At 67.2% G+C, this 21,743-nt stretch carries 15 protein-coding genes; 2 read left to right on the plus strand and 13 right to left on the minus strand.

Annotated features, from left to right (window positions below; genetic code table 11):
* The first annotated feature begins 185 nt into the window (after window positions 1–185).
* Window positions 186–1,874, plus strand: a complete 1,689-nt coding sequence (locus ACQPY0_RS18135; protein ID WP_432990288.1) for an acyl-CoA mutase large subunit family protein — start codon at window positions 186–188, stop codon at window positions 1,872–1,874.
* A 352-nt stretch (window positions 1,875–2,226) separates the two neighbouring features.
* Here the strand turns inward: ACQPY0_RS18135 and ACQPY0_RS18140 are convergent, their stop codons facing one another.
* The 13 genes from ACQPY0_RS18140 to ACQPY0_RS18200 all read right to left on the minus strand — a co-directional run bounded on the left by ACQPY0_RS18140 (window position 2,227) and on the right by ACQPY0_RS18200 (window position 19,555).
* Window positions 2,227–3,216 carry a GntR family transcriptional regulator gene (locus ACQPY0_RS18140; RefSeq protein ID WP_432990290.1) on the minus strand — a complete coding sequence of 330 codons (990 nt, stop codon included), beginning with the start codon at window positions 3,214–3,216 and terminating at the stop codon, window positions 2,227–2,229.
* Window positions 3,217–3,430: 214 nt separating this feature from the next.
* Complete coding sequence (locus ACQPY0_RS18145) at window positions 3,431–5,335, minus strand: S9 family peptidase (protein ID WP_432990291.1); 1,905 nt, start codon at window positions 5,333–5,335, stop codon at window positions 3,431–3,433.
* 36 nt (window positions 5,336–5,371) lie between these two features.
* Window positions 5,372–6,001 carry a serine hydrolase domain-containing protein gene (locus ACQPY0_RS18150; protein ID WP_432990293.1) on the minus strand — a complete coding sequence of 210 codons (630 nt, stop codon included), beginning with the start codon at window positions 5,999–6,001 and terminating at the stop codon, window positions 5,372–5,374.
* Between the two features lie 300 nt (window positions 6,002–6,301).
* The gene (locus ACQPY0_RS18155; protein ID WP_432990295.1) at window positions 6,302–8,584 is read right to left on the minus strand and encodes a DPP IV N-terminal domain-containing protein; all 2,283 of its coding nucleotides are present in this window, start codon (window positions 8,582–8,584) and stop codon (window positions 6,302–6,304) included.
* A 25-nt stretch (window positions 8,585–8,609) separates the two neighbouring features.
* On the minus strand, window positions 8,610–9,713 hold the full coding sequence (locus tag ACQPY0_RS18160) for a serine hydrolase domain-containing protein (RefSeq protein ID WP_432990297.1): 1,104 nt from the start codon (window positions 9,711–9,713) through the stop codon (window positions 8,610–8,612).
* Between the two features lie 141 nt (window positions 9,714–9,854).
* Window positions 9,855–10,292, minus strand: a complete 438-nt coding sequence (locus tag ACQPY0_RS18165) for a serine hydrolase domain-containing protein (protein WP_432990299.1) — start codon at window positions 10,290–10,292, stop codon at window positions 9,855–9,857.
* 42 nt (window positions 10,293–10,334) lie between these two features.
* Window positions 10,335–12,221 (minus strand): S9 family peptidase, encoded by a 1,887-nt coding sequence (locus ACQPY0_RS18170; RefSeq protein WP_432990301.1) that lies wholly within the window; start codon window positions 12,219–12,221, stop codon window positions 10,335–10,337.
* 12 nt (window positions 12,222–12,233) lie between these two features.
* Window positions 12,234–14,030: a S9 family peptidase gene (locus ACQPY0_RS18175; protein ID WP_432990302.1), complete on the minus strand. Its 1,797-nt coding sequence runs from the start codon at window positions 14,028–14,030 to the stop codon at window positions 12,234–12,236.
* Between the two features lie 58 nt (window positions 14,031–14,088).
* Window positions 14,089–16,077: a S9 family peptidase gene (locus ACQPY0_RS18180; protein ID WP_432990304.1), complete on the minus strand. Its 1,989-nt coding sequence runs from the start codon at window positions 16,075–16,077 to the stop codon at window positions 14,089–14,091.
* Window positions 16,074–16,253, minus strand: coding sequence for a hypothetical protein (locus tag ACQPY0_RS18185; RefSeq protein WP_432990306.1), 180 nt, complete (start codon window positions 16,251–16,253; stop codon window positions 16,074–16,076). The genes ACQPY0_RS18180 and ACQPY0_RS18185 overlap by 4 nt, the downstream gene beginning before the upstream one ends.
* Before the next feature lie 43 nt (window positions 16,254–16,296).
* Window positions 16,297–17,427, minus strand: a complete 1,131-nt coding sequence (locus tag ACQPY0_RS18190) for a P1 family peptidase (protein WP_432990308.1) — start codon at window positions 17,425–17,427, stop codon at window positions 16,297–16,299.
* 91 nt (window positions 17,428–17,518) lie between these two features.
* Window positions 17,519–18,442 carry an alpha/beta fold hydrolase gene (locus ACQPY0_RS18195; RefSeq protein ID WP_432990310.1) on the minus strand — a complete coding sequence of 308 codons (924 nt, stop codon included), beginning with the start codon at window positions 18,440–18,442 and terminating at the stop codon, window positions 17,519–17,521.
* Between the two features lie 30 nt (window positions 18,443–18,472).
* A complete protein-coding gene (locus tag ACQPY0_RS18200) occupies window positions 18,473–19,555 on the minus strand; it encodes a dipeptidase (RefSeq protein WP_432990312.1) in 1,083 nt (360 codons plus the stop codon).
* 519 nt (window positions 19,556–20,074) lie between these two features.
* Here ACQPY0_RS18200 and ACQPY0_RS18205 point away from each other — a divergent pair.
* Window positions 20,075–21,730 (plus strand): ABC transporter substrate-binding protein, encoded by a 1,656-nt coding sequence (locus tag ACQPY0_RS18205; protein WP_432990314.1) that lies wholly within the window; start codon window positions 20,075–20,077, stop codon window positions 21,728–21,730.
* The last annotated feature ends 13 nt before the right edge of the window (window positions 21,731–21,743 follow it).

Below are 21,743 nucleotides of genomic sequence, written 5' to 3' on the forward strand. Positions count from 1 at the left end.
GGGCATAATGTGGTTGTCTGTCACTCGCCGTCCCGCGGCTCCGGCCGCCGGGCCAGGAATTCGACGGCAGGCCAGATAGTCCGAGCTGGTCAGCCACATTTAGCCTAGCGAGCTAGGCCGTAATACGCTACCGTACCGGGCACGCGGCCGTCCGCAAGCCCCATCCTGAAGGAGGCGTCGATCCGATGGGCTCAGTGACCGACGAGCAGAAGCGCTGGGACGAGCGCGTCGAAGCCTGGCGACGAGAGCGGGTCGCCGCCGACTATGAGCGGATCCCGCCCCGCCGCGCCGAGTTCACGACGATGTCCGGAGTTCCGGTCAAGGACGTCTACACAAGCGCGGACCTGCGCGACCTCGATCCGGCCGAGGACATCGGTCTGCCCGGTGAGTTTCCGTTCACGCGCGGCGTTCACTCGACCATGTACCGCGGACGCCCGTGGACCATCCGGCAGGTGGCCGGCTTCGGCCAGGCAGAGGACACCAACAACCGGTACAAGTACCTGCTGAAGACCGGTCAGACGGGACTGTCCACGGACTTCGATCTCCCGACCTTGCTGGGCTACGACTCCGATCACGAGGTGTACCGACGCGAGGTCGGCCGCATCGGCGTGGCCGTCGACACGGTCGTCGACATGCACGCCCTGTTCGACGGAATTCCGCTCGACCAGATCTCCACGTCCATGACGATCAACCCCTCCGCGGCCGTGCTGCTCGCGATGTACCGCGTGGTGGCTGACGAGCGGGGCTACCCGGGCCATGTGCTCACCGGGACAACGCAGAACGACATCCTCAAGGAGTACATCGCCCAGAACGAGTTCATCTTCCCTCCGCTGCCTTCCGTGCAACTGGTGGTCGACACCATGGAGTACGGGGCGGACGTCATGCCCCGGTTCAATCCCCTCAACGTCTGCGGCTACCACATCCGTGATGCCGGTGCCACCGCGGTCGAAGAGGTCGGACTGACCCTGAGCAATGCGCTCTGCTATCTGGAGCACGCGATCGAGCGCGGCATCGATGTCGACCGGCTCGCCCCGCGGGTGTCCTTCTTCTGGGATGTGCACAACAACTTCTTCGAGGAGGCCGCCAAACTCCGAGCGGCCCGTCGCTTGTGGGCACGGCTCACGCGCGACCGGCTGGGCTGCAAGGACCCGAGGTCGTGGCTGATGCGGGCGCACTGCCAGACCTCCGGCGTCACGCTCACCGCGCAGCAGCCCTACAACAACGTGGCCCGGACTGCGATCCAAGCGCTGGCCGCCGTGCTCGGCGGCACCCAGTCCCTGCACACCAACTCGCTCGACGAGGCGCTGTCCATCCCGTCGGAGAGCGCGATCAGGATCGCGGTCCGGACCCAGGCCATCATCCTGCACGAGACAGGGGTGGCCGACGTGATCGACCCGCTCGCCGGCTCGTACTACGTCGAGTCCTTGACCAACCAGATCGAGGAAGACGCCCGCGCCCTGATCGAACGAATCGACAGCATGGGCGGCATGATCGAGGCGGTTCAGTCCGGCTACGCCGTCCAGTTGATCGCCGACTCGGCCTGGGAGCAGCAGGTCAAGGTCGAGAGCAACGACTCGATCATCGTAGGTGTGAACGACTACGTCGACGAGAACGAGACCCAGGACATCGAGATCGACCGCCCGGTGCCCGGCGTGATGGAGCGTCAGATGAAGCGGCTCGCCGAGGTGAAGCGGTCGCGGGAGCAGCGTCAGGTGGTGGCGACCCTCCGGGCGATCGAGAAGGCCGCGCCGAACCTGCACGTCAACCTGATGCCGCTCATCGAGGATGCCGTGCGAGCGCGGGCCACGGTCGGTGAGATCTGCGACGTGCTGCGCGGCGTGTGGGGTTACCACAAGCCGTCGACCGTGTTCTAAGAAGGCGAGCGTGCGGATCGCGCCATAGTCGATGCGGCGCACTGGCCGCGGCCGGCCTGCTCGCCCGGGCCAGGTCGGCCGACGGCCCGGCGACCTGCACGACCGGCCGGCAGGTTGCCGCCCAACTGCCGGTTCGGCACGGTTTCCTCAGCAGGGTGAGGCACGGCTGCCGGAAAACGGCCGCATTGGCCGGCGCGTCTGCGACCAGGGCGTGTCGCTCGGTGATCAGCCCGGTGGTGAAAGGTGCTTTCCGCCTACCGCAGCTACCACGGCGCGACCGCCAGCGCCATCATGGTCACCGGCGACCCGCGCAGCTGCACGTTCAGGGGGTTGTGCGGGTGCGACGCCCGCCCTATTCGCGGGCCGCCCGGTCGTGGTCGAGCAGCATGCGATCCTTGCGCTCGCGAATCTCCTCGACGATCTCGGCGACCATCCGCCGCGACGCCGAGTCGAGCACGTTGCCGAACTCGATGACCTTCGCGCCATCCCGCGCCTTCTCGGCCGCCTTCGCCGCCAGCGCAGGGTCCTCGCTGGGCACGACGAGCACGTCGCACTTCTTGAGTTCGGCGTCGTTCGGACCGTGCAGGGCCTTCACGTTCTCCAGACCGGTGTCCGACAGCGACTGGCGGATCGCCTCGGCCTGGTCGTCGGTCGAATACAGGATTCCGATCCGCTTGCTCTTGGGGATCGCCGCCAACCGGGTGAGCGTCTTGATGTGCGGGGCAGCGACGATCGCGAGTATCTCAGGAGGACGGGGCAGCGCCATGGCGTGGATCTGGCGCCTGAGCTCGGCGTGATGGAAAAAGGTCGTCACGACGAGGTCGCAATCGGCGACGTCGGCTTCCTCGATGTCGCCGAGCACCAGCCCCAGCACCTCGCTGTCCACCGTCTCGGACAGCTCGGTGGCGAATGACTTGGCCCGCTCCTCGTTGCACTCGACGAACGCGACCCGGATGAAGCTCTGCTGGGCGTGCAGGCCCAGGTGGTACGCAATCATCGCGATCTCGTCGGCGGACAGCCCCAATTCGAGGCATTCCCGGATCGGCCCGGCCAGCGCGGCGACTGCCGCCTCGTGCGAGGCGAGGTGCTCGTGGGCCCGATCAGGGCGCTTCACCACCATGCCGCCACGGCCCTGCGAGGTGAGATAGCCGAGCCTGCCGAGTTCGGCATATGCGCGCGCGGTCGTGTTGCGGTTCACGTCGAGATTCGCGGCGAGCAGCCGGCTGCTCGGCAGCCGATCACCGTCGCGGAGTTCGCCGGCCTCGATCATGAAGACGATCTGATCGATCACCTGCCGGAACACCGGGACGCCCGACGCTCGATTCAACTCGATCCGCTGCACGATGATTGTCCTAGGTCTGCGGTCCAACTCCTGGTCGGAACCTGGTCGCTATTCGGTATTCGGTGTAGCACATTCCCGCTCTTGCCCCGCCGGCGTATCCGCGAGGCCCGGACCAGCGTACTCCACGGATCAGCTATTGCCCCGTGGGGTTGGGCTCGACCGACGACGCGTCATCGTGGCTATTGGTTACCTCTCATGCGTCAAGATTTGCCGGTTACGCCGGTCGGCGCATCGACGTGCGCCCACTCAGGTGCTCGGCGAAGAAATGCTCCATGGCGCGGTACAGGGTGGTGCGGTTCTCACGGTTGGCGAAGCCGTGGCCCTCGTCGTCGGCCACGATGTACTCGACCGGGACGCCGCGCTCGCGCAGGGCCTCGACGATGTTGTCCGACTCTGCCTTGACCACCCGGACGTCATTGGCGCCTTGCGCGATCAGCAGCGGGGTACGGATCCGGTCGACCATCGTGATCGGCGAGCGGGCCAGCAGGTCGGCCTCCTGGGCCGGGTCGGCGGGATCGCCGCAGTACAGGTAGAAGTTGTTCTTGAGTGAGGGATGCAGGAACTCGGGCAGGGTGCGCATGAAGTTCGGCAGACTGGAGATGCCGCAGTAGTCGACCGCGGCGGCGAAGTAGTCCGGGGTGACCGTGACTGCGACCAAGGCCGAGTACCCGCCGTACGAGCCGCCGTAGATGCCGACATGCGCCGGGTCGGCGTAGCCCCGCTCGATCGCCCAGTTGGCCGCGTCGATCAGGTCGTCGTGCATCGCGCCGGCGAACTCCCCGATCGCGGCGGTGATGTGCCGTTTGCCGTATCCCGACGAGCCACGAAAGTTCACCTGCAGTACGGCGTAGCCCCGGTTGGCCAGCAACTGGACCTGCGGGTTGTAGCCCCAGGTGTCGTGGTACCACGGGCCGCCGTGCACGACGAGAACCAATGGTAGGCCGGCCGGCTCGACGCCGACCGGCAAGGTGAGATACCCATGCAGCGGCAGCCCGTCACGGGCCGGGAAGCTGACCGGGGTCATCGGCGCGAGCTCAGCCGGATCGAGGTTCGGGTACGGCCGGAACAGCAGCCGGCTCTCGCCGGTGTCGTGGTCGTAGAGATACGTCAGTCCCGGCTCGCGATCGTCGATGAACGTCGCGACCCAGCGGCGGCATTCATTGTCCGACGACAGCGAGCCGAGCACCCCGTCGGACAGCTTGGCGATCGCGGTGTACACGTCGGCAAACTCGGGGTCGATCACCTTGATGATCGGCCGGTCACCGACGAACCGCGCCGCCAGCACCTCGCCGGTCCGCTCGCTGGTGAACAGCATCGCAGGCGCGCCCTGGCCGGCCGCCTCAGCGGTGCACAGGCTGTGCCCGGGCAAGGCCGCGATGACCGTCTCCTCGCCGGTCGCGACGTCGACGCGCACCAGGCTCAAGTCGTCGCCGTCGTGATAGGCGCCCAGCAGCAGACCCTTGCCGTCCGGCGTGACCTGGGTGGGGTGCACGCCAACGGGGTGTTCCGGCCCCGCGCAGCGACGGATCACCCGGGTGGCGCCGGTCTTCTCGTCGATCGCCCCGAATTCCCACGTCCCGTCGTCGGCCATCGCCATGGAGAACGCCTCGCCGCCGGGGCCGAAGAAGAACCCCGACGTCATCGAGGGGTTCTCGCGGTGCAGCGTGATATCTCCGGTGGCGACCTCGATCCGGAACGCGTCGAAGAACAAAGGCCGGCGGTTCATCGACACCAGCACCGTACCCGGCCGCGAGCGCATCCGCTCGACGCCCAGCACGCGCGATCCGGGGTCCATCGGGGTCAGGTCGACGGCGGGCTCATCGGGGGCGTCCAGGTCGACCCGGTACAGGTGCCAGTCCTCGTTGCCGTCGGTGTCCTGCAGATACAGCAACCACCGCGGATCGTCAGTCCAGTAGTACGCCTTGATCCCGCGCCGCGCATCGTGCGTGACGCACACCGCGTCCGAGTGCTCTTCCTCGATGCCGCGGACCCACACGTTCAGCCGACCGTGCGCCGGCGCCAGGTAGGCGATCCGCTTTCCGTTCGGCGAGATCGATGCACCGGCGAACACCGGGTCGGCATAGAACTCGTCGACGTCGATCAGTCTCGCGCGGGGCATCGATTGCCGCCTTCCGGAAGAGTGAGTGCGGTGGGCCTACTGGCAGGCACGGCGGAACCAGTCCTGCTGAAGCGGATGCAGGACGACTCGATCAAGGAGGCTCCTGCCGTACGACGAGACGATGGCGAAGCCGACCTGGGCGTGCTCATCGACGCCGGCGCCGGCGAGGTAGAACAGCGTCGTGCCGGGGTGCCACCAGGCGTGGCCGGTGGGGCGCGACAGGCCCCACCACCCCAGGCCCTGGATGAAGTCGCGCGACTCCTCAGCGTCCGGCATCGGGTACGCCGCGGGCCCGTCGAAGTGCTCCTCGCGAGTTCGGCGCATCGCCCGGGAAAGCACGGAGTCATCCCCGTCGATGCTGGCCTTGAGGTTCGCCTCGGTGAAGGTGAGCAGGTCGTTCATCGTCGAACGCAGTCCCCCCTGCGGAAGCATGACGTCGTGGTACCAGTTCGGGCACGGCTGACCGGTGCGGTCATAGGCGTGGACGACCCGGCCTTGCTGCTCCTTGGACAGGCTGTAGCAGGTGTCGGCGAGGCCCAGCGGCTCGCAGATCGTCTCCTTGAGCAGTTGCTCGTACGGCCGGCCGGTCACCAATTCCAGGATGTGGCCGAGCGTTCCCATGCCGAGGACCGAGTACAGCCAGCCCTGTCCGGTCGGGTACTCCAATTCGGCGGTTTCGAGGTCGGCGTACAGGTGTTCTTTGCGGTACCGCAGATAGTGCGTGTAGACACCGAACGGCGGCTCGGTGAGCGGCAGGGCCGGGTCGAGGTCGCTGCGGGCGCCTTCCGGGCCGACCTCAATGAGCGACCGGCCCCGGCGAACCAGCCCTCGGTCATGGCACGAAGGAACTCGACCGACACGCGTCGTACATCAGTCCTGGACAGCAGCATCTGCAGCTGCTCGTCGGTCCAGCCGGATGTCCCGTGACTCGTCATGGGTCCAAGCCTCGGTTCGGTATCCAGTCCGTCACTGATATCCGATCGAACCGTCGATCTCGCCGAGTTCGAACTCCTTGGGCGGTGTCTCCCCCATCAGATGCTGGACGAAGTAGTCGTAGCGCCGACGGATGAAGTACGCCCGGTTGACCATCATGAAGTGGTCGGCGTTCGGCATGACCATGAGGTCGAAGTCCTTATTGGCTTCGATGAGCGCGCGAGCCAGGCGGATCGTGTGGTGGTAAAGGGCGTTGTCGTCGAGCTCGCCATGCATGAGCAACAACTTGCCCTTGAGTCTGTGGGCGACCGAGACGTTAGCCTTCTTCTCGTAGTCGAATTCGTCGACGAGGCCGAAGAACTTCTCGCCCCACCAGGCGTGGTTCATCCGGTCGTCGTGGTTGCCCTCGCCGGAGACGCAGACCTTGTAGAAGTCGTTCGCCTCCAGGATCAGGCGAGCCGACGCGTAGCCGCCCGCCGAGATGCCGTAGGTGCCGACGCGGTCGAGATCCATCCACGGACGGGACTCGGCCAGCTGCTTGATCGCGGTGACGTGATCGTCGACGAACACCAGGCCGCCGTCGACGCGCGAGGCGTCCTGAAAGGCCTTGTTGCGCAATGCTGCGCCGCGCTGATCGATCGCGACGACGACGAAGCCCAGCGCGGCGAACGACCACGGCTCGCTGAAGGCCATGTCGATGCCGACGTTGGTGCCGCCCGACAACGGGAAGCGCAGCGGCGCGGTCGACATCTGCGGGCCCGGGTAGATGCTGTCGAGCACCGGGTAGTTCTTAGTCGGGTCGAAATCGTGCGGCTTGTAGACACCGCAGTAGATGTCGGTGACGCCGTCGGCCGCCTTCACTACGGCCCGTTCGGGCGGGGTCCACCCGGCCGCGTAGAGGGCGGAGGGATCGCACGTCTCGAGTTCCATCACGACGGCGCCAGTGCGCTCGCGCACGACCGCGACGTTCGGCACGTCCCAGCGCGCTGTGTTGTCGACGAAGTACTGGCCTGAGTCCGATGCGTTCGGCCCGCTCGGGTACTTCTGGATGTGGTGGTCGAGGCCGTCGTTCGTGATGGCCGTGATCTCGCCGCCACCCAGGGAGACGGAATAGAGCTCCTGCAGGTAGGGGTCGGAGCCCGGCTCACGACCGGCGCCGCTGAACACGACGCGTCGTGCCTCCTCGTCAACGACGACGACGCTCCGGACGTTCCAGTCACCCGAGGTCAGCTGCGTGACGCTGCCGTCGACGCCATAGAGATAGAGGTGGCCCCAGTCGGTGCGCTGCGACCACCAGAGGACTTCGCCCGTCGACAGCGTCTTGGCGTTGCAGTCGTGCTGGTGCGGCCCGAACAGAATCTGCGAGCTGCTGCTCTCCTCGAGGACGACGGTGACGTCCCCGGTCGTGGCGTCGAAGGTCCTCAACTTGGCCTTGCGGTCGCCGCGCTCGGTCGAAAGCCAGTAGAGCTTCGACTGGTCGGGGCTCCACCACACCCAGCCGTATCCGATGGGGCTTACGAACGGCGTCCACACGGGATCGCATTTCGCCTGCACGACCTCACCGGTCTCCGCGTTGAACACGAAGAGCGCCGAGGTGGCCTGGTGCTTGTCGCCGGGCATGCTGTAGCGGAAGTCGAGGAGCTGAGGCCGGCCGCCGTCGAACGGCGCGGACCGCACGAGGTAGGCCTTCTCGACCTTCCGCTCGTCGAGCCGGTGCGTGTAGAACCGTGTCGAGTCCGAGGACCAGATCACCGACGGCGCCAGTTCGAAGCCGTTGTTCGCCCGCATGGTGTGCAGCCCCGTGTTGCCGCTATTGCCGGCGTACTCGTACGCCTCTTCACCGTCGAAGGTGAGCTGGCGCTCCGCACCCGTCGTCGTGTCGAAAACGAACAGATTGTGGTCCTGGAAGAACAGCGCCCACCGACCGTCGGGCGACATCGTGGAGTGCTTCGGAACCGCCGGAAGGGCGGTCACGTCAAAGGTTTCGAGGTCGACCTCGAAGCGAGCCTCTTCGCCAAGCGAGACGCGGCATACGCCGTCGCGGAGTTCGAACGGCAGTCCGGCGAACACCTCGGTGGGCAGCTCGGTCCCGATCGTCTCGCTGATCGCCTTCGCGATCACCGCGATGTCGAAAACCGGCCGTTTGGTCCTCGCCTCGGCGTCGACAAGAATCACCTCGGAGCCGCGCTTGTACCAGAACGTCTCTGTACTGGGAATCCAGTGCGAGACTACCTGGGGGTTCGGGACGGCGTCCTTGAGCTTGTGCGAAAGCATCGCTTCCGCACGCTGGTACCGAGCCGCCATGTCCGCTGTCATGCAAACCTCCCGCGAGTGGGTCCCATCAATCAGACGATCCATTGGAGACGGCTGTCACTGCCTTGTTGATCAAGTCCTGACCAAGCACCGGAAACGCCATCACGTCGACCAGGTTTGTCGCGCTCGATGTCATGGCGACCAGCCCGGTTCTGGTCCCTTGATGAACCGCGCCGAACGACTGGTACGAGATCGTCGCACCGGCGTGCTGCGTCACCGGACCGTCTCCCAGGTCCAGGTTCCACCAGCCGAGCGCCTGCCGGAACGTCGCCTTGCTCCCATACGGAGCCGGCGCGGGCGTCGAGCCCGCGGGCCACTCGAACTCGGTCTCCCGAGCGCGCCGCAGATCTGATGACAGCTGCGAATCGTCGGTAGCGAGGTTGGCTTCCGCGAACGTCAGCATGTCGTCCATCGTGGAACGGAGCCCGCCCTGCGGGAGCATGATGTCCCAGTACCAGACGGGCGAGGGCTGCCCATTCTCGTCATAACCACGGACCAACCGGCTCTCCTGCTCCTCGCTGAGGGTGTATGTCGTGTCCTTCAGGCCCAGCGGATCGCAGATGTGCTTCTTCAGCAGCGGCTCGTACTGCTCCCCAGAGGCAACCTCGAGGATGTGCCCGAGCAGGCTCAGCCCGGTCCGCGAGTACTCCCAGCCGCTGCCCCGCGGGCGAACGAGCTCGGCAACGCGAAGTTCCTCGTCGAGGTGCTCCTTGGAGTAGTGCTCGTAGTACTTGAACTTGGCGAGATCTCCGGTGGCCACGTCCTCGGCGATCAGGCGCGCGAGCACGACGCCGTCGCCAGAGAGACCGGAGGTGTGGGTGGCCAGATCGAACACCGTGATCTCGGCGATCTCCGGCTTGAGGTCGAGCTCAGGAAAGTACGAGGCGACCGTGTCGTCCAAGGACAACACACCGCTGGACACGAGGACGGACAACAGCGATGTCGTGAATACCTTGGAGAACGACCCGATCTCATAGATCGTCCTCGCATCCGGCAGGGGCGCATACTTCGCACCGGCTGAGCGAAACGCTCTGACCTCGCGCTCGCCGTTGTGTGTGAGGCCGACGATGAGAGTCAGCTCGCTACGCGCGTCGCAGTACGCCTGCCCCTCCCGTTCGATCAGCTCGGTCATGCTCGCCAATGGATTGCTCATTTCAGTCCTCTCGTCGAGCGGCTATTCAGAACGACCACGATGCGCTGGCCCAGCGCCCCGGTTTCAGCCTGCTGCGAGGCCTAGACTATTATCGCCTGTTGATCTATGCCAGGCCATGACCTACTTATCTAGGTCATTCTGCGGACCATAACCGCGCAATTCCTCGTCGATGAACCGTTGGTGCTGCTTTCCGACCGAGCCGAAGCCGGAGCTGTGCGTGGCGAGCTGCCGGATGGTGATGGTTCCGATTTCGTCGGGCAACCGCAACTGCTTCGGCAGGTGCTTGCTGATCGGGTCGTCCAGCCCGATCAGTCCTTGGTCCTCCAGCATGGCCAGGATCGTCGTGGCAAAGACCTTCGAGACCGAGCCGATCTCGTAGACCGACGCTGCGTCGGGCAGCGGTGCGTGCTCGGCCCGGGCCGATCGCAGGCACCGGATGTGGCGCTCGCCGTTCACGGACAGCCCGATGACGAGCGTCCCGTCGTCCCGGGAAGCGAGGTACTCCTCAGCTTCCTTTTCGATGTCCGAGAGCATGCCATCAAGGTCGACCGTGCTCAACGTCGTGCCTCCTCGTGTTCGGATGAAGGATTGCCGCAGTGGTCAGGCCGACCGGCCGCCGAGATGTTCGGCGAAGTGCCGTTCGATCGTGCGGAACAGGGTGACGACGTTCTCCGGGTTCTGGAAGCCGTGCCCCTCGTCGTCGGCCACCAGGTACTCGACGGGGACCCCGCGCGCACGGAGCGCGTCGACGACGTTGTCGGACTCCTCCTTGACGACGCGGACGTCGTTGGCACCCTGCACCACCAACAGCGGCGTGCGGATGCGGTCGATCATCGTGATCGGCGACCGGGCAAGGAGATCGGCCTCCTGGTCCGGGTCGTCGGGATCGCCGCAGTACAGGAGGAAGCTGTTCTTCATGATCATCGAGTACCAGACCGCGGGCACGGTCCGCATGAAGTTCGGCAGGCTGGAGATGCCGCAGTAGGCGACCGCGGCGGCGAAGTAGTCCGGGGTCACCGTGACCCCGACCAGGGCCGCGTAGCCGCCGTAGGAGCCGCCGTAGATCCCGATGCGGGCCGGATCCGCGATGCCCTGCTTGACCGCCCAGTCCGCGGCGTCGATCAGGTCGTCGTGCATCGCGCCGGCGAACTCGCCGATCGCGGCGGTGGTGTGCCGTTTGCCGTATCCCGACGAGCCACGGAAGTTCACCTGCAGCACCGCATAACCGCGGTTGGCCAGGAACTGCGCCTTGGGTGCGGCGAAGTTGGCCCACGAATCGTGCGCCCAGGGCCCGCCGTGTACGAACAGCACCAACGGCAGACCGACGGGATCAACCCCGACCGGCAGGGTCAGGAACGCGGGCAACGGCAGCCCGTCGCGCGCCGTGAGGCTGACCGCTCGCGTCGGCGCCAGGTCGGCCCGATCCAGCTGCGGGTAGGGCCGGAACAACAGCCGGCTCTCCCTCGTGCCGTGATCATAGAGGTAGGTGAGGTCCGGCTCGCGGTCGTGGAAGAACGTCGCCACCCACCGCCGCTCCGACTCGTCCGAGGACACCGACGCCAGCACGCCGTCCGAGAGTTTCGACAACTCCGCGTACACCTCGGCGAAGTGCGGGTCCACGACGTGGACGATCGGTCGATCCCCCACGAAACGCGCGGCCAGCAGCTCACCGGTGCGGCGGCTCCGGAACAGTGTCGGGGGGCCTATCGCGGCGGTGCACAGGCTGTGTCCGGGCAGCGCCGCGACCACCGTCTCCGCACCGGTCTCGCCGTCGACCCGAACCAGGCTCAGATCGTCGGAATCGCGGTAGACGCCCAGCAGCAGGCCCTTGCCGTCCGCCGTGACCTCCACGGGGAACACGCCCAGCGGGTGTTCCGGGCCGGGGCAGCGGCGGATCAACTTCTGCTGTCCGGTCGCGTCGTCGATCGCGAAGAACTCCCATGTCCCGTCATCGGCCATCGCCATGAAGAACACTTCGCCGTCCGGGCCGAAGAAGAACTTGCTTGTCATGACGGGACTTTCCCGATGCAGCGTGGTCTCACCCGTGGCGATGTCGATCCGGAACGCGTCGAGGAACCGGGGCCGGGGGTTCATCGTCACCAGCATCGTGCCCGGCCTTGACCGCATCCGCTCCACGCCGAGCACACCGGAGCCGACTGGCAGCGGAGTCAGGTCGACCGCCGGTGTCTGCGGCGCTTCCAGGTCGACCCGGTACAGGTGCCAGTCCTCGTTGCCGTCGGTGTCCTGCAGATACAGCAACCATCGCGGATCGTCGGTCCAGTAGTACGCCTTGATGCCGCGCCGCGCGTCGTGCGTGACGCACACGGCGTCCTCGTGCCCCTCGTCGATGCCGCGGACCCAGACGTTGGTCCGGCCGTGCGCCGGCGCCAGGTAGGCGATCCGCGTGCCGTCCGGGGAGATCGACGCTCCGGAGAACTCCGGATCGGCGAAGAACTCCTCGACGTCGATCAGCTTCGGCAGGGCCATCCCGCGCTCCGATCAGTGCGTCCGCGGGGCCAGGACCCGCGCGTAGAAGGCGTATTCGGCGTCGAGGGCATGGGCGAGGTTCTCCGCCTTGGCGAGCAGGTGCCCTTCGCCCTCGTAGACGTGGTATTCGTGCTCGACGCCGCGCTCGCGCAGCACGGCCGCGATGGCGTCGGCCTGCCTCTTCGGGACGACGTCGTCGACCTCGCCCTGCAGCAGGATGAGTGGCGCGGTGATCTGCGCCGCGGCGGTGACCGGCGAGCGTTCGGCGTACAACTCGCTCGCCTCCGGCAGCGGGCCGATGAGCGACTCGAGGTAGTGGGACTCGAACTTGTGTGTTTCCTCCGAGAAGCCGACAGCGTCGGCGACGCCGTTCATGCTGCCGCCCGCCGCGAACACGTCGCGGAAGGCCATCGCGCACAAGGTCAACCAGCCACCGCCACTGAGCCCGCGGACGATGAGCTTGTCGCCGTCGACCAGGCCCTTGTCCACGAGGTACTGGGCGCCCGCCACGGCGTCGTCGACGTCGACGACACCCCACTGCCCCTTGAGCGCGTCCCGGTAGGGCCGTCCACGGCCGCTGCTGCCCCGGAAGTTGAGCTCCAGATAGCCATAGCCGCGACTGGTCCAGTACTGCTGCCGCAGGTCCAACGTCGGCACGACGTGCCCCGTGGGACCGCCATGACAGTTCACGATGAGGGCCGGCAACCCATCGGTGGGCGCAGTAGGTGCCAACCAGAACCCGTGGGCTACGGCGCCACCGGTCGTCGGAAACGAGATCGGTTCGGCCACCGAGATCGTCTCGGGCACGACGGCTCCGCAGTAGCGCAACACCACACCCGTGCCGCCGATGGCCGGGTCAAGTACGACGACGGCCTGGGCATGGCGCGGTCCGGCGGCGACGACGGCGATCTGGTTGCCGACCACGGTGGGCGATCGGAATTGCGTGTACGGGGTCAGGACCTCGTCGATGCGCCCGTCGGCGTGGCGCACGCCGAGGTGCTCGATGCCGTCGACCGTCCACTTGCAGACGATGCGCCCGTCGTCGAAGACGTCGAGGCTGCGCAGGCCGAGGAACCACAGCGGTTCGCCCATGTCCGCATCCATGGCCACGATGGGCTCGGGTGCTTCGGCCGCATAGAGGTTCCACGAACCGCTGCGGTCACTGAGAAAGAGCAGCTCGCCCTCCGGGGTCCAGGTCGGTTCCACAACGGACTCCTCCGCCGAGCCGGCGACCCGCGTCGCGTTGCGCAGCCCCTCGGGGCCGAGGTCGGCCAGCCACAGCTCGGTGCCGTCCCACGGCATCTGTGGGTGGTCCCAGGTGATCCAGGCCAAGCGCGAGCCGTCGGGCGACAGACGGGGTGCCCCGACGAAGTCGTGATCGCTGACCAGAACCACGCAGTCGTACGGCGGCTCCAATGCGACGCGCACGATCTCGTTGGTGATCCGGCCGTCGTCGTGATGCTGCTCGCGGACCGCGTAGAGGTGGCCGCCGCCGGCCACGAAGTCACTCCACCGCACCGCCTTGTTCGACGACGGCGGCGTCAGCGCAATGCCCCGCCGGAAACTGTGGATGCGCTGGTCCTCGCTGTCGCAGGCCAGGATCTCGCCGTCCGGCGCGACGCCGTACGGGATGCCGCCGTAGCCGACGATGTTGCTGCACGACCGTCCCGGCGGCGTCAGGTCGACCGGTTCACCGCCCGGCTCCCACCGGACGAGGACAGAGCGGGCTTCGGACGGCCGGACCTCGATCCACAGCAGGGCGTCACCGTCACGCCGTATCCACGTGAACGACACTCCCGGTGCGAACACGTCGATTGTCGGTACCGGAGCAGTCTCGCGATGCATATATGCCTTCCTCTTGTCTGTCTCAGTGATCTGCCAACTCCGGCCGGCCTAGACCCAGGTGTCGCGTGAACCAGGCCAGGATCCGATTGCTGACGTCGATGACGTGCTCGCGCTCGGTCATTCCGTGCCCGGCGCCGCGGTAGGTCACGAGCTCGGTCTCGCATCCAGCCCGGGCCAAACCCTGGTAGAACTCCTGGGCTTGGCTTACGGGGCAGGCCAGGTCGATCTCGCCGTGCAGGAGCAGCGTCGGCGTCCGGCAGCCGTTCACGTACATGATCGGCGAGCGAGGGAGGTAAGGACCGGCGGGATCGTACGGATCGCCGTCGAGATAGATCTCGTCGAACCGGCCCACGTTCGACGTGTTGTGGAAGCTCAGCCAGTTCATCAGTCCGCAGATGGGGATCGACGCGGCGAACACGTCGCTGCGCACCGCCGCCCAGGCCGCCATGAAGCCGCCGTAGGACAGGCCGACGATCCCGACACGACCGGGATCCACCAGGCCCTCGGCCACCAGGGACTGCACCCCGGACTCGATGTCGGCGAGGTCGCCGCCACCCATGTCGCCGATGTTCGCCGACATGAACTCGACACCGCGGCCGATGGAACCACGCGGATTCGGTATGAGCACCGCGCACCCGGCCTGGGTGAGCAGCAGCGCGTCCCCGCGGTGGGCACCGGATGCGAACACCGACGTGCTGGCATTGGTCGGCCCGCCGTGGACGACGACGACGAGCGGCAGTGGCCCTTCACCGGCCTCGTCCGGCAGCAGCAGCAACCCGTGAATCTCCAGGCCGTCCCGGGCCGCCCAGCGGTGTACGGTCTCGCGGGCCCGCGCGCGGCCGGCCAGGTCGGCGTTGAGGCTCGTCAGCGCCTGCCACCGGCGCCGGCCGTCGTCCGACGGCGAGAGGATGCCCAGCTCGTGCGGTCGATTGTGTGACTGCACGGCGGCAACGATCGTGTCAGCGCGCCGGCTGCAGTCGGCGCTGACCAGGTGCGTACGCCCGAGCGTGCGACGGCCGCGCCACCACTCGTCCACCTGCCAAGCAGGACCGCCCGGCCCGGGATGGGGAACCAGGAAGCCGCATGCCGTCTCGACCGACGCCACCCCGACCCAGAACAGGCGGCCGTCGCTCGTCCAGCGCACGCGAGTGACGTCCGCCTCGTGCCGCGGCCGGACGACGGCTCCACTGTCCAGGTCCATGATCGCGATCTCGCCGGCCAGCAGCGCCCGATCGCTTTGCGGTGCCTCGACGAAGGCGAGACGTCGCAGGTCCTCGCTCAGCGCCGGTGACTGCAGCTGCCACTTGGGCGTGTACACGCACCGCGCTGTCCGCGCGACAACGTCGATCAGCGCCAAATGGGCGTCGTACCAACCGCTCTCGCTCGGGTCGGCCGACACCACCGCAGCGACCGGACCGTGCCCGGCCCAGCCGATCTCCCACACCGTCAGGCCGTCCGGGCTCGCCGGCGACACCTCACCCGACGGCAGGACGACCCGGTACAGGCGCCGCCACTCGGTGGCCGGGCGCCGCACGACGAACGCGGCGTCCTCCTCGCCGGGCGGCACGAACCGCTTGCCGCCGCCGACGTTGCCGGTGTCGGAACCCTCGTCGGCGGCCCGGACCAGCAGGCCCGAGTCATCGCTCGCCCACACGATGTCCTCGACGATTCCGGGCAGTTCGTCGATCAACCGCGGCGGCGTACCGGCCCCGTCGTCGAGGCACAGCACGTAGAGCCGCCAGAGCCCGGCCCGCTCCCGGTCCGAGGCAAACGCCAGCCACCGTCCCGAGGGGGAGATGCGCGGCAGCATGTCTTCGCCCGGACCCGATGTCACCGCGCGCAGAGGCTCGCCCCGGCGCGAGTACCAGATGTCCGATCGCGGCGGCTCACCGCGCGACGGGGCGGCATCGTGCACGACGCACGCGTGCGCGGTCCCGTCCTCGGCGGTCTGAGGGTGCGTGACCACCCGGATGGAGGCCAAGTCCTCGGGCGTCAGCGCGTGCGTCGTCATCGGTGACTCCCGGGAACCCACAGCACGTCGCCGGTGGCCCGGTTCGTGTTCCGGGCGAGGATGAACGCGACGAGACGCGGGTCAGTCCTGCTCGTGCGACTCATGTCGCCGAGCCGCGTCTGCCCACCGTCACCGGTTCGGGTGTAGATGCGCGTCAGGTTGACCAATGCTGTCACCTACCTTCGTGATGCTGGGTCGGTTCGGGAGCCTGCGGTTGGGTCACGAGCCGGCCAATGCCGCGCGGAGCAGATCGTGGGGCAGCGCGTGCGCGGTGAGGCCGTCTCGGCCGACCGTCGTGGTGGCGGAGACCATCGCGTTGACGATGGCTTCCTCGGTCGCATCGATCACCGCCTCGAAGAGCAGCTCGATCATCACGTCGCTGGCCGCGCGCACCTCGATGTCACCCAGGGAGAGTTCCCCCAGGCCAACCGTCGGCAGCGCGTCGTTGCCCGTGGAGAAGGCGAGCAACAGGTCACCACTGCTGTGCTCACCCATCCCCCCGGTCCGGCCGATCGCCAGAGCACCGCGCTGCGCCAGCCGCTGGCACTGATGCGGCAGCAACGGCGCGTCGGTAGCGATCAGGACGATGATCGAGCCACTGCCGGCCATCGCCCGCCGCCGAAGGTCCTCGTACGGCGACGACACGATGTCGTTCGGTATCCGCTCGCCAACCGGGATGCCGTCGACGCGCAGGCGTCGGCGCTGACCGTGATTCGCTTGGACGAGCACGCCAACGGTGTAGACGGAACTCGCGTTCGCGTCGGTGGGGACCAGGCGCGATGAGGTACCGATGCCGCCCTTGAACTCGTGGCAGATCATGCCGGTACCACTACCCACGCTGCCCTCAGCGACCGGCCCGTTGTCGAGCGCACGGAAGGCGGCCTCGACGTGCTCGGCGCGGACGTGTTGACCGTTGATGTCACTGAGAATGCCGTCATAGGTCTCGGCGACCACGGGAAGACAGAAGTACAGCTCATCGTCGCCGCGCTCACGGTGGATCTCCGCGACGATCGCGTCTCGCACAGTGCCCACGGAATGGGTATTGGTGAGCCCGATCGGCGTGGTCAACTGACCGTTCTCGCGGACCCAGGCGAGTCCGGTCATCTCGCCGTTGCCGTTCAGTCGATGCGAACCGGCGTAGACCGGTGATCGCCATACCGTCGGGCGCGGCTCCACGATCGTCACGCCCGTGCGCACCGGACCTCGCCCGACGGTCAACGGTCCTTCGCCCTCGACGATCGTGCAATGCCCGACGCGGACGCCTGGGACATCGGTGATCGCGTTGTGCGCCCCAGGAGGAAAGATGCCAATCTTGATCCCGAGGTCGCGACACCTTACCGTTTCGGCCACGTTGTGCTCCCTTCAACAGACACCGCCGCTGACACGCCCCTTGCTTCGCCGATCACCAAGCGCGTCACCAGCTCGGTCAACTCGATGTCTCCTAGCTCCAGCCGGCCTTGGTCACGAGGTCGCCGAGCAGGTCGGGCAGCAGCGCCCGCATCAGGCTCAGGTGGCCGTGGGCCGACAGCAGATGCAGGTCCGAGCCACTCACCCGCTGAGCCATCCAGACCGTGTGCGCGTAGGAGATGAACGCGTCCTGCCGTCCGGACCAGAACGTCACGGGCGTGGTGACGGTGGTCAGGTCGAAGCCCCACGGCGTCGTCAGGGCGATGTCGTCCTCCAGCCAGCCCTCGATCCCGTTCTCCAGCGCCTTGCGGAGCCCGACGCCGATCCGCGTGGCCCCGTCGCGATCGACCACGGCCCGGTCGGGCGCGGGCAGCGCGTCCCCGAACAGCTCCACGTACGTGTCGATCGGCCGTTCGCGCAGCTCGGCGGCCTGCTTCTCCAGCCACGGCCGGACGGCCGGCTCACCCTGATCGGCGAGCGCCCACTCCTCGAAGTTCGACGCGGCCATGCCGGCGTAGTAGTCGAGACCGGCCGCGTCCCGGGGCGCGGGGCTGACGACGACCGCCGCCGCCCGGCACGCCGGGGCGAGCGCGGCCGTCGCCAGCGAGTGCGGCCCACCTCCGGAGTAGCCGGCGCTGACGAACTCGCTTGCGCCCAGATGGGCGAGCACCGCCTCGATGTCGCCGGGCACGTCGGCCATGCGCCGACCCGGGTTCGGCGTGCTCCGTCCGTAGCCGGGCCGCAGCGGGATGACGACCCGCAGACCCAGGGAGTCGCTCACCTCGGCCAGCAGTGGGTCCGGTGCCGCCCCGCTGGGTGTACCGGGCTGGTGGACGAGCACGCGGTCATGCCGGCCGTGTACGAGCACCTCGCAGGTGCGCCCGTCGGGCAGCGGCACGAGCGTGTACGTCCAGCCGTCGCCGTTACCGGAAGCGGGCGCAGTCGGTTCGTTGGGCATAGCAGTGGCCTCCCATTTCGTCGAACGGCCTCAACGGCCGGGGATCCCCATGACCTGGTCGAGCACCCGCAGCGCGTTCTCGCCGAGCACCTTCCTGATGTCGGCGTCCGAGAAACCGCGTGCGGCCAGCTCGTGAGTGATCTTCGGCAGGTCCGACGGCCGGCGGATGTCGCTGTCGAGCGACGGCTGATCGACCCCGGGGATGACCATCCAGCCGCCGAAGACCTCGTCGTAGTAGTCGTCGACGAAGTCGGGACCGAGCGCGACGGCGTCGATCGTCGCGATCGACGCGAGGTGCTCGATGTGGTCGACCACGCGGGCCGTCGTAGGTTGGTCCGGGTCGATGAACGGGGGAATGGCTGCCGCCACTCCGATCACCCCGCCGAGGTCGGCGATTGCCTTGATCTGCTGGTCGGCCAGGTTGCGATGGATGTCGGTGACCGCCCGGCAGGCCGAGTGGGTCGCGAGCATCGGGCGGGTGGCCCGGGAGAGAACGTCGTCGACGCCGGCAACGCCCAGGTGGCTCAGGTCGAAGACGATTCCCGCCCGCTCCATCTCGGTCAGGACCTCTATCCCCTGGGGCGTGAGTCCGCCGCGGGACGAGTCGTCGAGGCCGCTTCCGTCGGCGAGGTGGGTCCGTCCCAGGTGGGCCAACGACGCTATCCGCACGCCCACCCGCTGCATCGTGCCGATCAGTTCCGGGTCCTGGCCGATCCCGTGCGCACCCTCGAGGGCGATGATCAGCGCGATCCGCCCGGCGGCCGTCGCCTGTGCGACCTCCGCGCCGGTGAGGCAGACGGTGACCTGGGGGTGCTGTTGCGCCAGCGCGTGGATGCGCTCGACGAGGAGCAGGGTCCGGCGCAGCGCGCCCTCGGACTGGAACTGCTCCTCGATGCAGATCGGGAGCACCTGGACGTCCAACCCGCCGGTGCGCAGCTCGGGCAGCCAGAAGTCCGCGAAATAGTCCGGTCGACCGCGATGGTCGAAGTGGTCGACCAGCAGGATCAGATCGTTGTGGAGGTCGACGACCGTCGCGTCGTCATGCAGTGCCGACATGGTTCCGCCTATCGAGATGCCGTCTGCTCGCGTAATTGTCATAGTGCGATGGGCCACGACTCTAGTAACCGAGTAACCCAGGGGCAAGGGGGTCTAGCTCAGATCCTTCCCGCCTGTGGTCGCTGCCGTCGTGGTGGACGCGCGGCTGGCGGCGGTTCGGCCGATGCGGCGAACCGGGCCGGCTATCCATTACTGACCTAGTCTGCTAGGCCTTGACAGCCATCATGACCTGCGACAAACTACAGCCCCATGATGAGCCTAGCTCGTGCGTCAGGTGCGTACAGCCTGCCCTAGGCCATCGGTCCAGAGGCAGCCTCGACACATCGGAGGTACGTCCCGATGGCATCCTCGCTCGGCAGGTGCGCCGATGAGAGTTCGGGCTAAGGCCCATCTATGACGCGGCGACCGGGCCCTTTCCTGGCCGTGCGCCTCGATCCGGACGATGCGGATCGGTCCCCGTAGGCCTGGCCGGCCGATTGGCTGGCGACGTGGCCATGGCTTTGCCGAGCAAGCACTCGTGTCCGAAGAGATCTCGTAGGTCCTCCATGAGTTATTCACCCCCACCTGGAGGTTCTGATGTCCAACATCGTCGGCGTGCGGGTCCGCCCGCCTCGCGCCCGGCGCACGCTTGCGATCACCGCAGGCGTGACAACCGTTTGTATGGTCGCGGCCGGCTGCGCGAGCAACCGGAGCCCGCGAAACGATGGACCCAAGTCCAGTAGCGAGCCAGTCGTCTCCATCGCTCCGGGAAAGCCGGCCGCGACCTCGCCCATCCAGAAGCTGTCGATCGGGTACGCGGCGCCGTACACCTCGCTCGACCCGACCGGCGGCGCAAGCGGTTCCGGCTACTTCTACGCCGGCCAGTTCAGCTTGGAAACGCTTCTGCGGGTCACGCCGGACGGCAAGCTGCAGCCGTGGCTGGCGACCTCGTGGACAGAGAACAGCCCGACCGAGTACGTCTACACCCTGCGGCAAGGCGTCAAGTTCTGGAACGGCAACGAACTCACGGCCGACGACGTGGTCTACTCGCTGATGCGTGACGGCGGACCGGCGCTCGGGAAGGCCGGATTCTACGGAAGCGTGAGCAAGATCGAGGCCCGCGATCCGCACACGGTCGTCGTCACCTTGAAACATCCCGATGCGGCCTGGAAGAACACGCCGGGAATGGCCTATTCGCAAATCTACGAAAAGGCGTTCACCGAGGCACACCAGGACACCTTCGGCAAGCCCGGCACGCTGGTGATGGGGACCGGGCCCTGGAAGGTCGACAGCCTCGACCCGACGAAGGGGGCCGAGTACTCGGCCAACCCGACATACTGGGGTGGCGAGCCGCCGATCAAGCACATCACCGTGAAGTTCTATCAAAGCGAAACCAGCCTCGCACTCGCGATGCGGGCCGGCGAAGTCGATCTTGCGCCCTCCGTCTCGGAGCCGGACACGTTCAAGTCGGCATCGGGCGTGCGGGTGACGACGAGAACGACGTGTGGTTCGTCGCTGTTCAGCATGCCGACCCAGACCGCGCCATGGAGTGACGTTCACGTCAGGCGCGCGGTCGCGTACGCGATCAACAAGCAGGACCTGCTCAAGGCGACCGGCGGTGCCAACATCGACACGCTGGACACCGTGATCGCCCCGTCGCTGCTGCAGAACCTGGGCGACGCCGGCGCGGCGGACGCTGCTTTGAACACACTTCCGAAGTACCCGCACGACCTGGACAAGGCGAAGCAGGAGCTCGCGCAGTCCAGCCAGCCGAACGGCTTCTCCGCCACGATAGTGTCCACCAACGATCAGGCAACTCTGAAGATCAACCAGGCGATCGCCGCTCAGTTGAAGACGATCGGCATCAACCTCGAGATCAAGCCGATGACGACCACGGAGTACTACGAGGTTCTGCTCGGGCCGGCCGACCAGCGCCCCCCGGGGTTCATCTCGACGGGCGGCTGCGCGCCGGATCCGTCCTGGGACAACATTTTCATCGGCAAGGGCGGGCTCAACGTGGCGAACTACCACCCGGCGGAGGTCGACACGCTCATCGCGGACGGTCTGGCCACCACGGACCCGGCGAAGCGCCTGCAGACCTACATCCAGATCCTGGACAAGCTCGGAACGGATCTGCCCTACATCCCCTTGTTCCGCGAGGGAACCAGCTACGCATCCAACAACTTCGAGTGGGTGAACTTCGGGGACTTCTGGGCGTACTCATGCTGGCCGCTGAACATCAAGCGGCGTTGACCGTCGAGCCGGT

Source organism: Dactylosporangium sp. CA-233914, assembly GCF_050942935.1.
In the GTDB taxonomy this organism is placed as follows: Bacteria; Actinomycetota; Actinomycetes; order Mycobacteriales; family Micromonosporaceae; genus Dactylosporangium.

Bases quoted from the DNA above. Each gene is read 5' to 3' on its own strand.
- ACQPY0_RS18135 (WP_432990288.1), top strand. From the start codon at position 186: ATGGGCTCAGTGACCGACGAGCAGAAGCGCTGGGACGAGCGCGTCGAA.
- ACQPY0_RS18145 (WP_432990291.1), bottom strand. From the start codon at position 5,335: ATGCCCCGCGCGAGACTGATCGACGTCGACGAGTTCTATGCCGACCCG.
- ACQPY0_RS18155 (WP_432990295.1), bottom strand. From the start codon at position 8,584: ATGACAGCGGACATGGCGGCTCGGTACCAGCGTGCGGAAGCGATGCTT.
- ACQPY0_RS18160 (WP_432990297.1), bottom strand. From the start codon at position 9,713: ATGACCGAGCTGATCGAACGGGAGGGGCAGGCGTACTGCGACGCGCGT.
- ACQPY0_RS18170 (WP_432990301.1), bottom strand. From the start codon at position 12,221: ATGGCCCTGCCGAAGCTGATCGACGTCGAGGAGTTCTTCGCCGATCCG.
- ACQPY0_RS18180 (WP_432990304.1), bottom strand. From the start codon at position 16,077: ATGACGACGCACGCGCTGACGCCCGAGGACTTGGCCTCCATCCGGGTG.
- ACQPY0_RS18195 (WP_432990310.1), bottom strand. From the start codon at position 18,442: ATGCCCAACGAACCGACTGCGCCCGCTTCCGGTAACGGCGACGGCTGG.
- ACQPY0_RS18205 (WP_432990314.1), top strand. From the start codon at position 20,075: ATGTCCAACATCGTCGGCGTGCGGGTCCGCCCGCCTCGCGCCCGGCGC.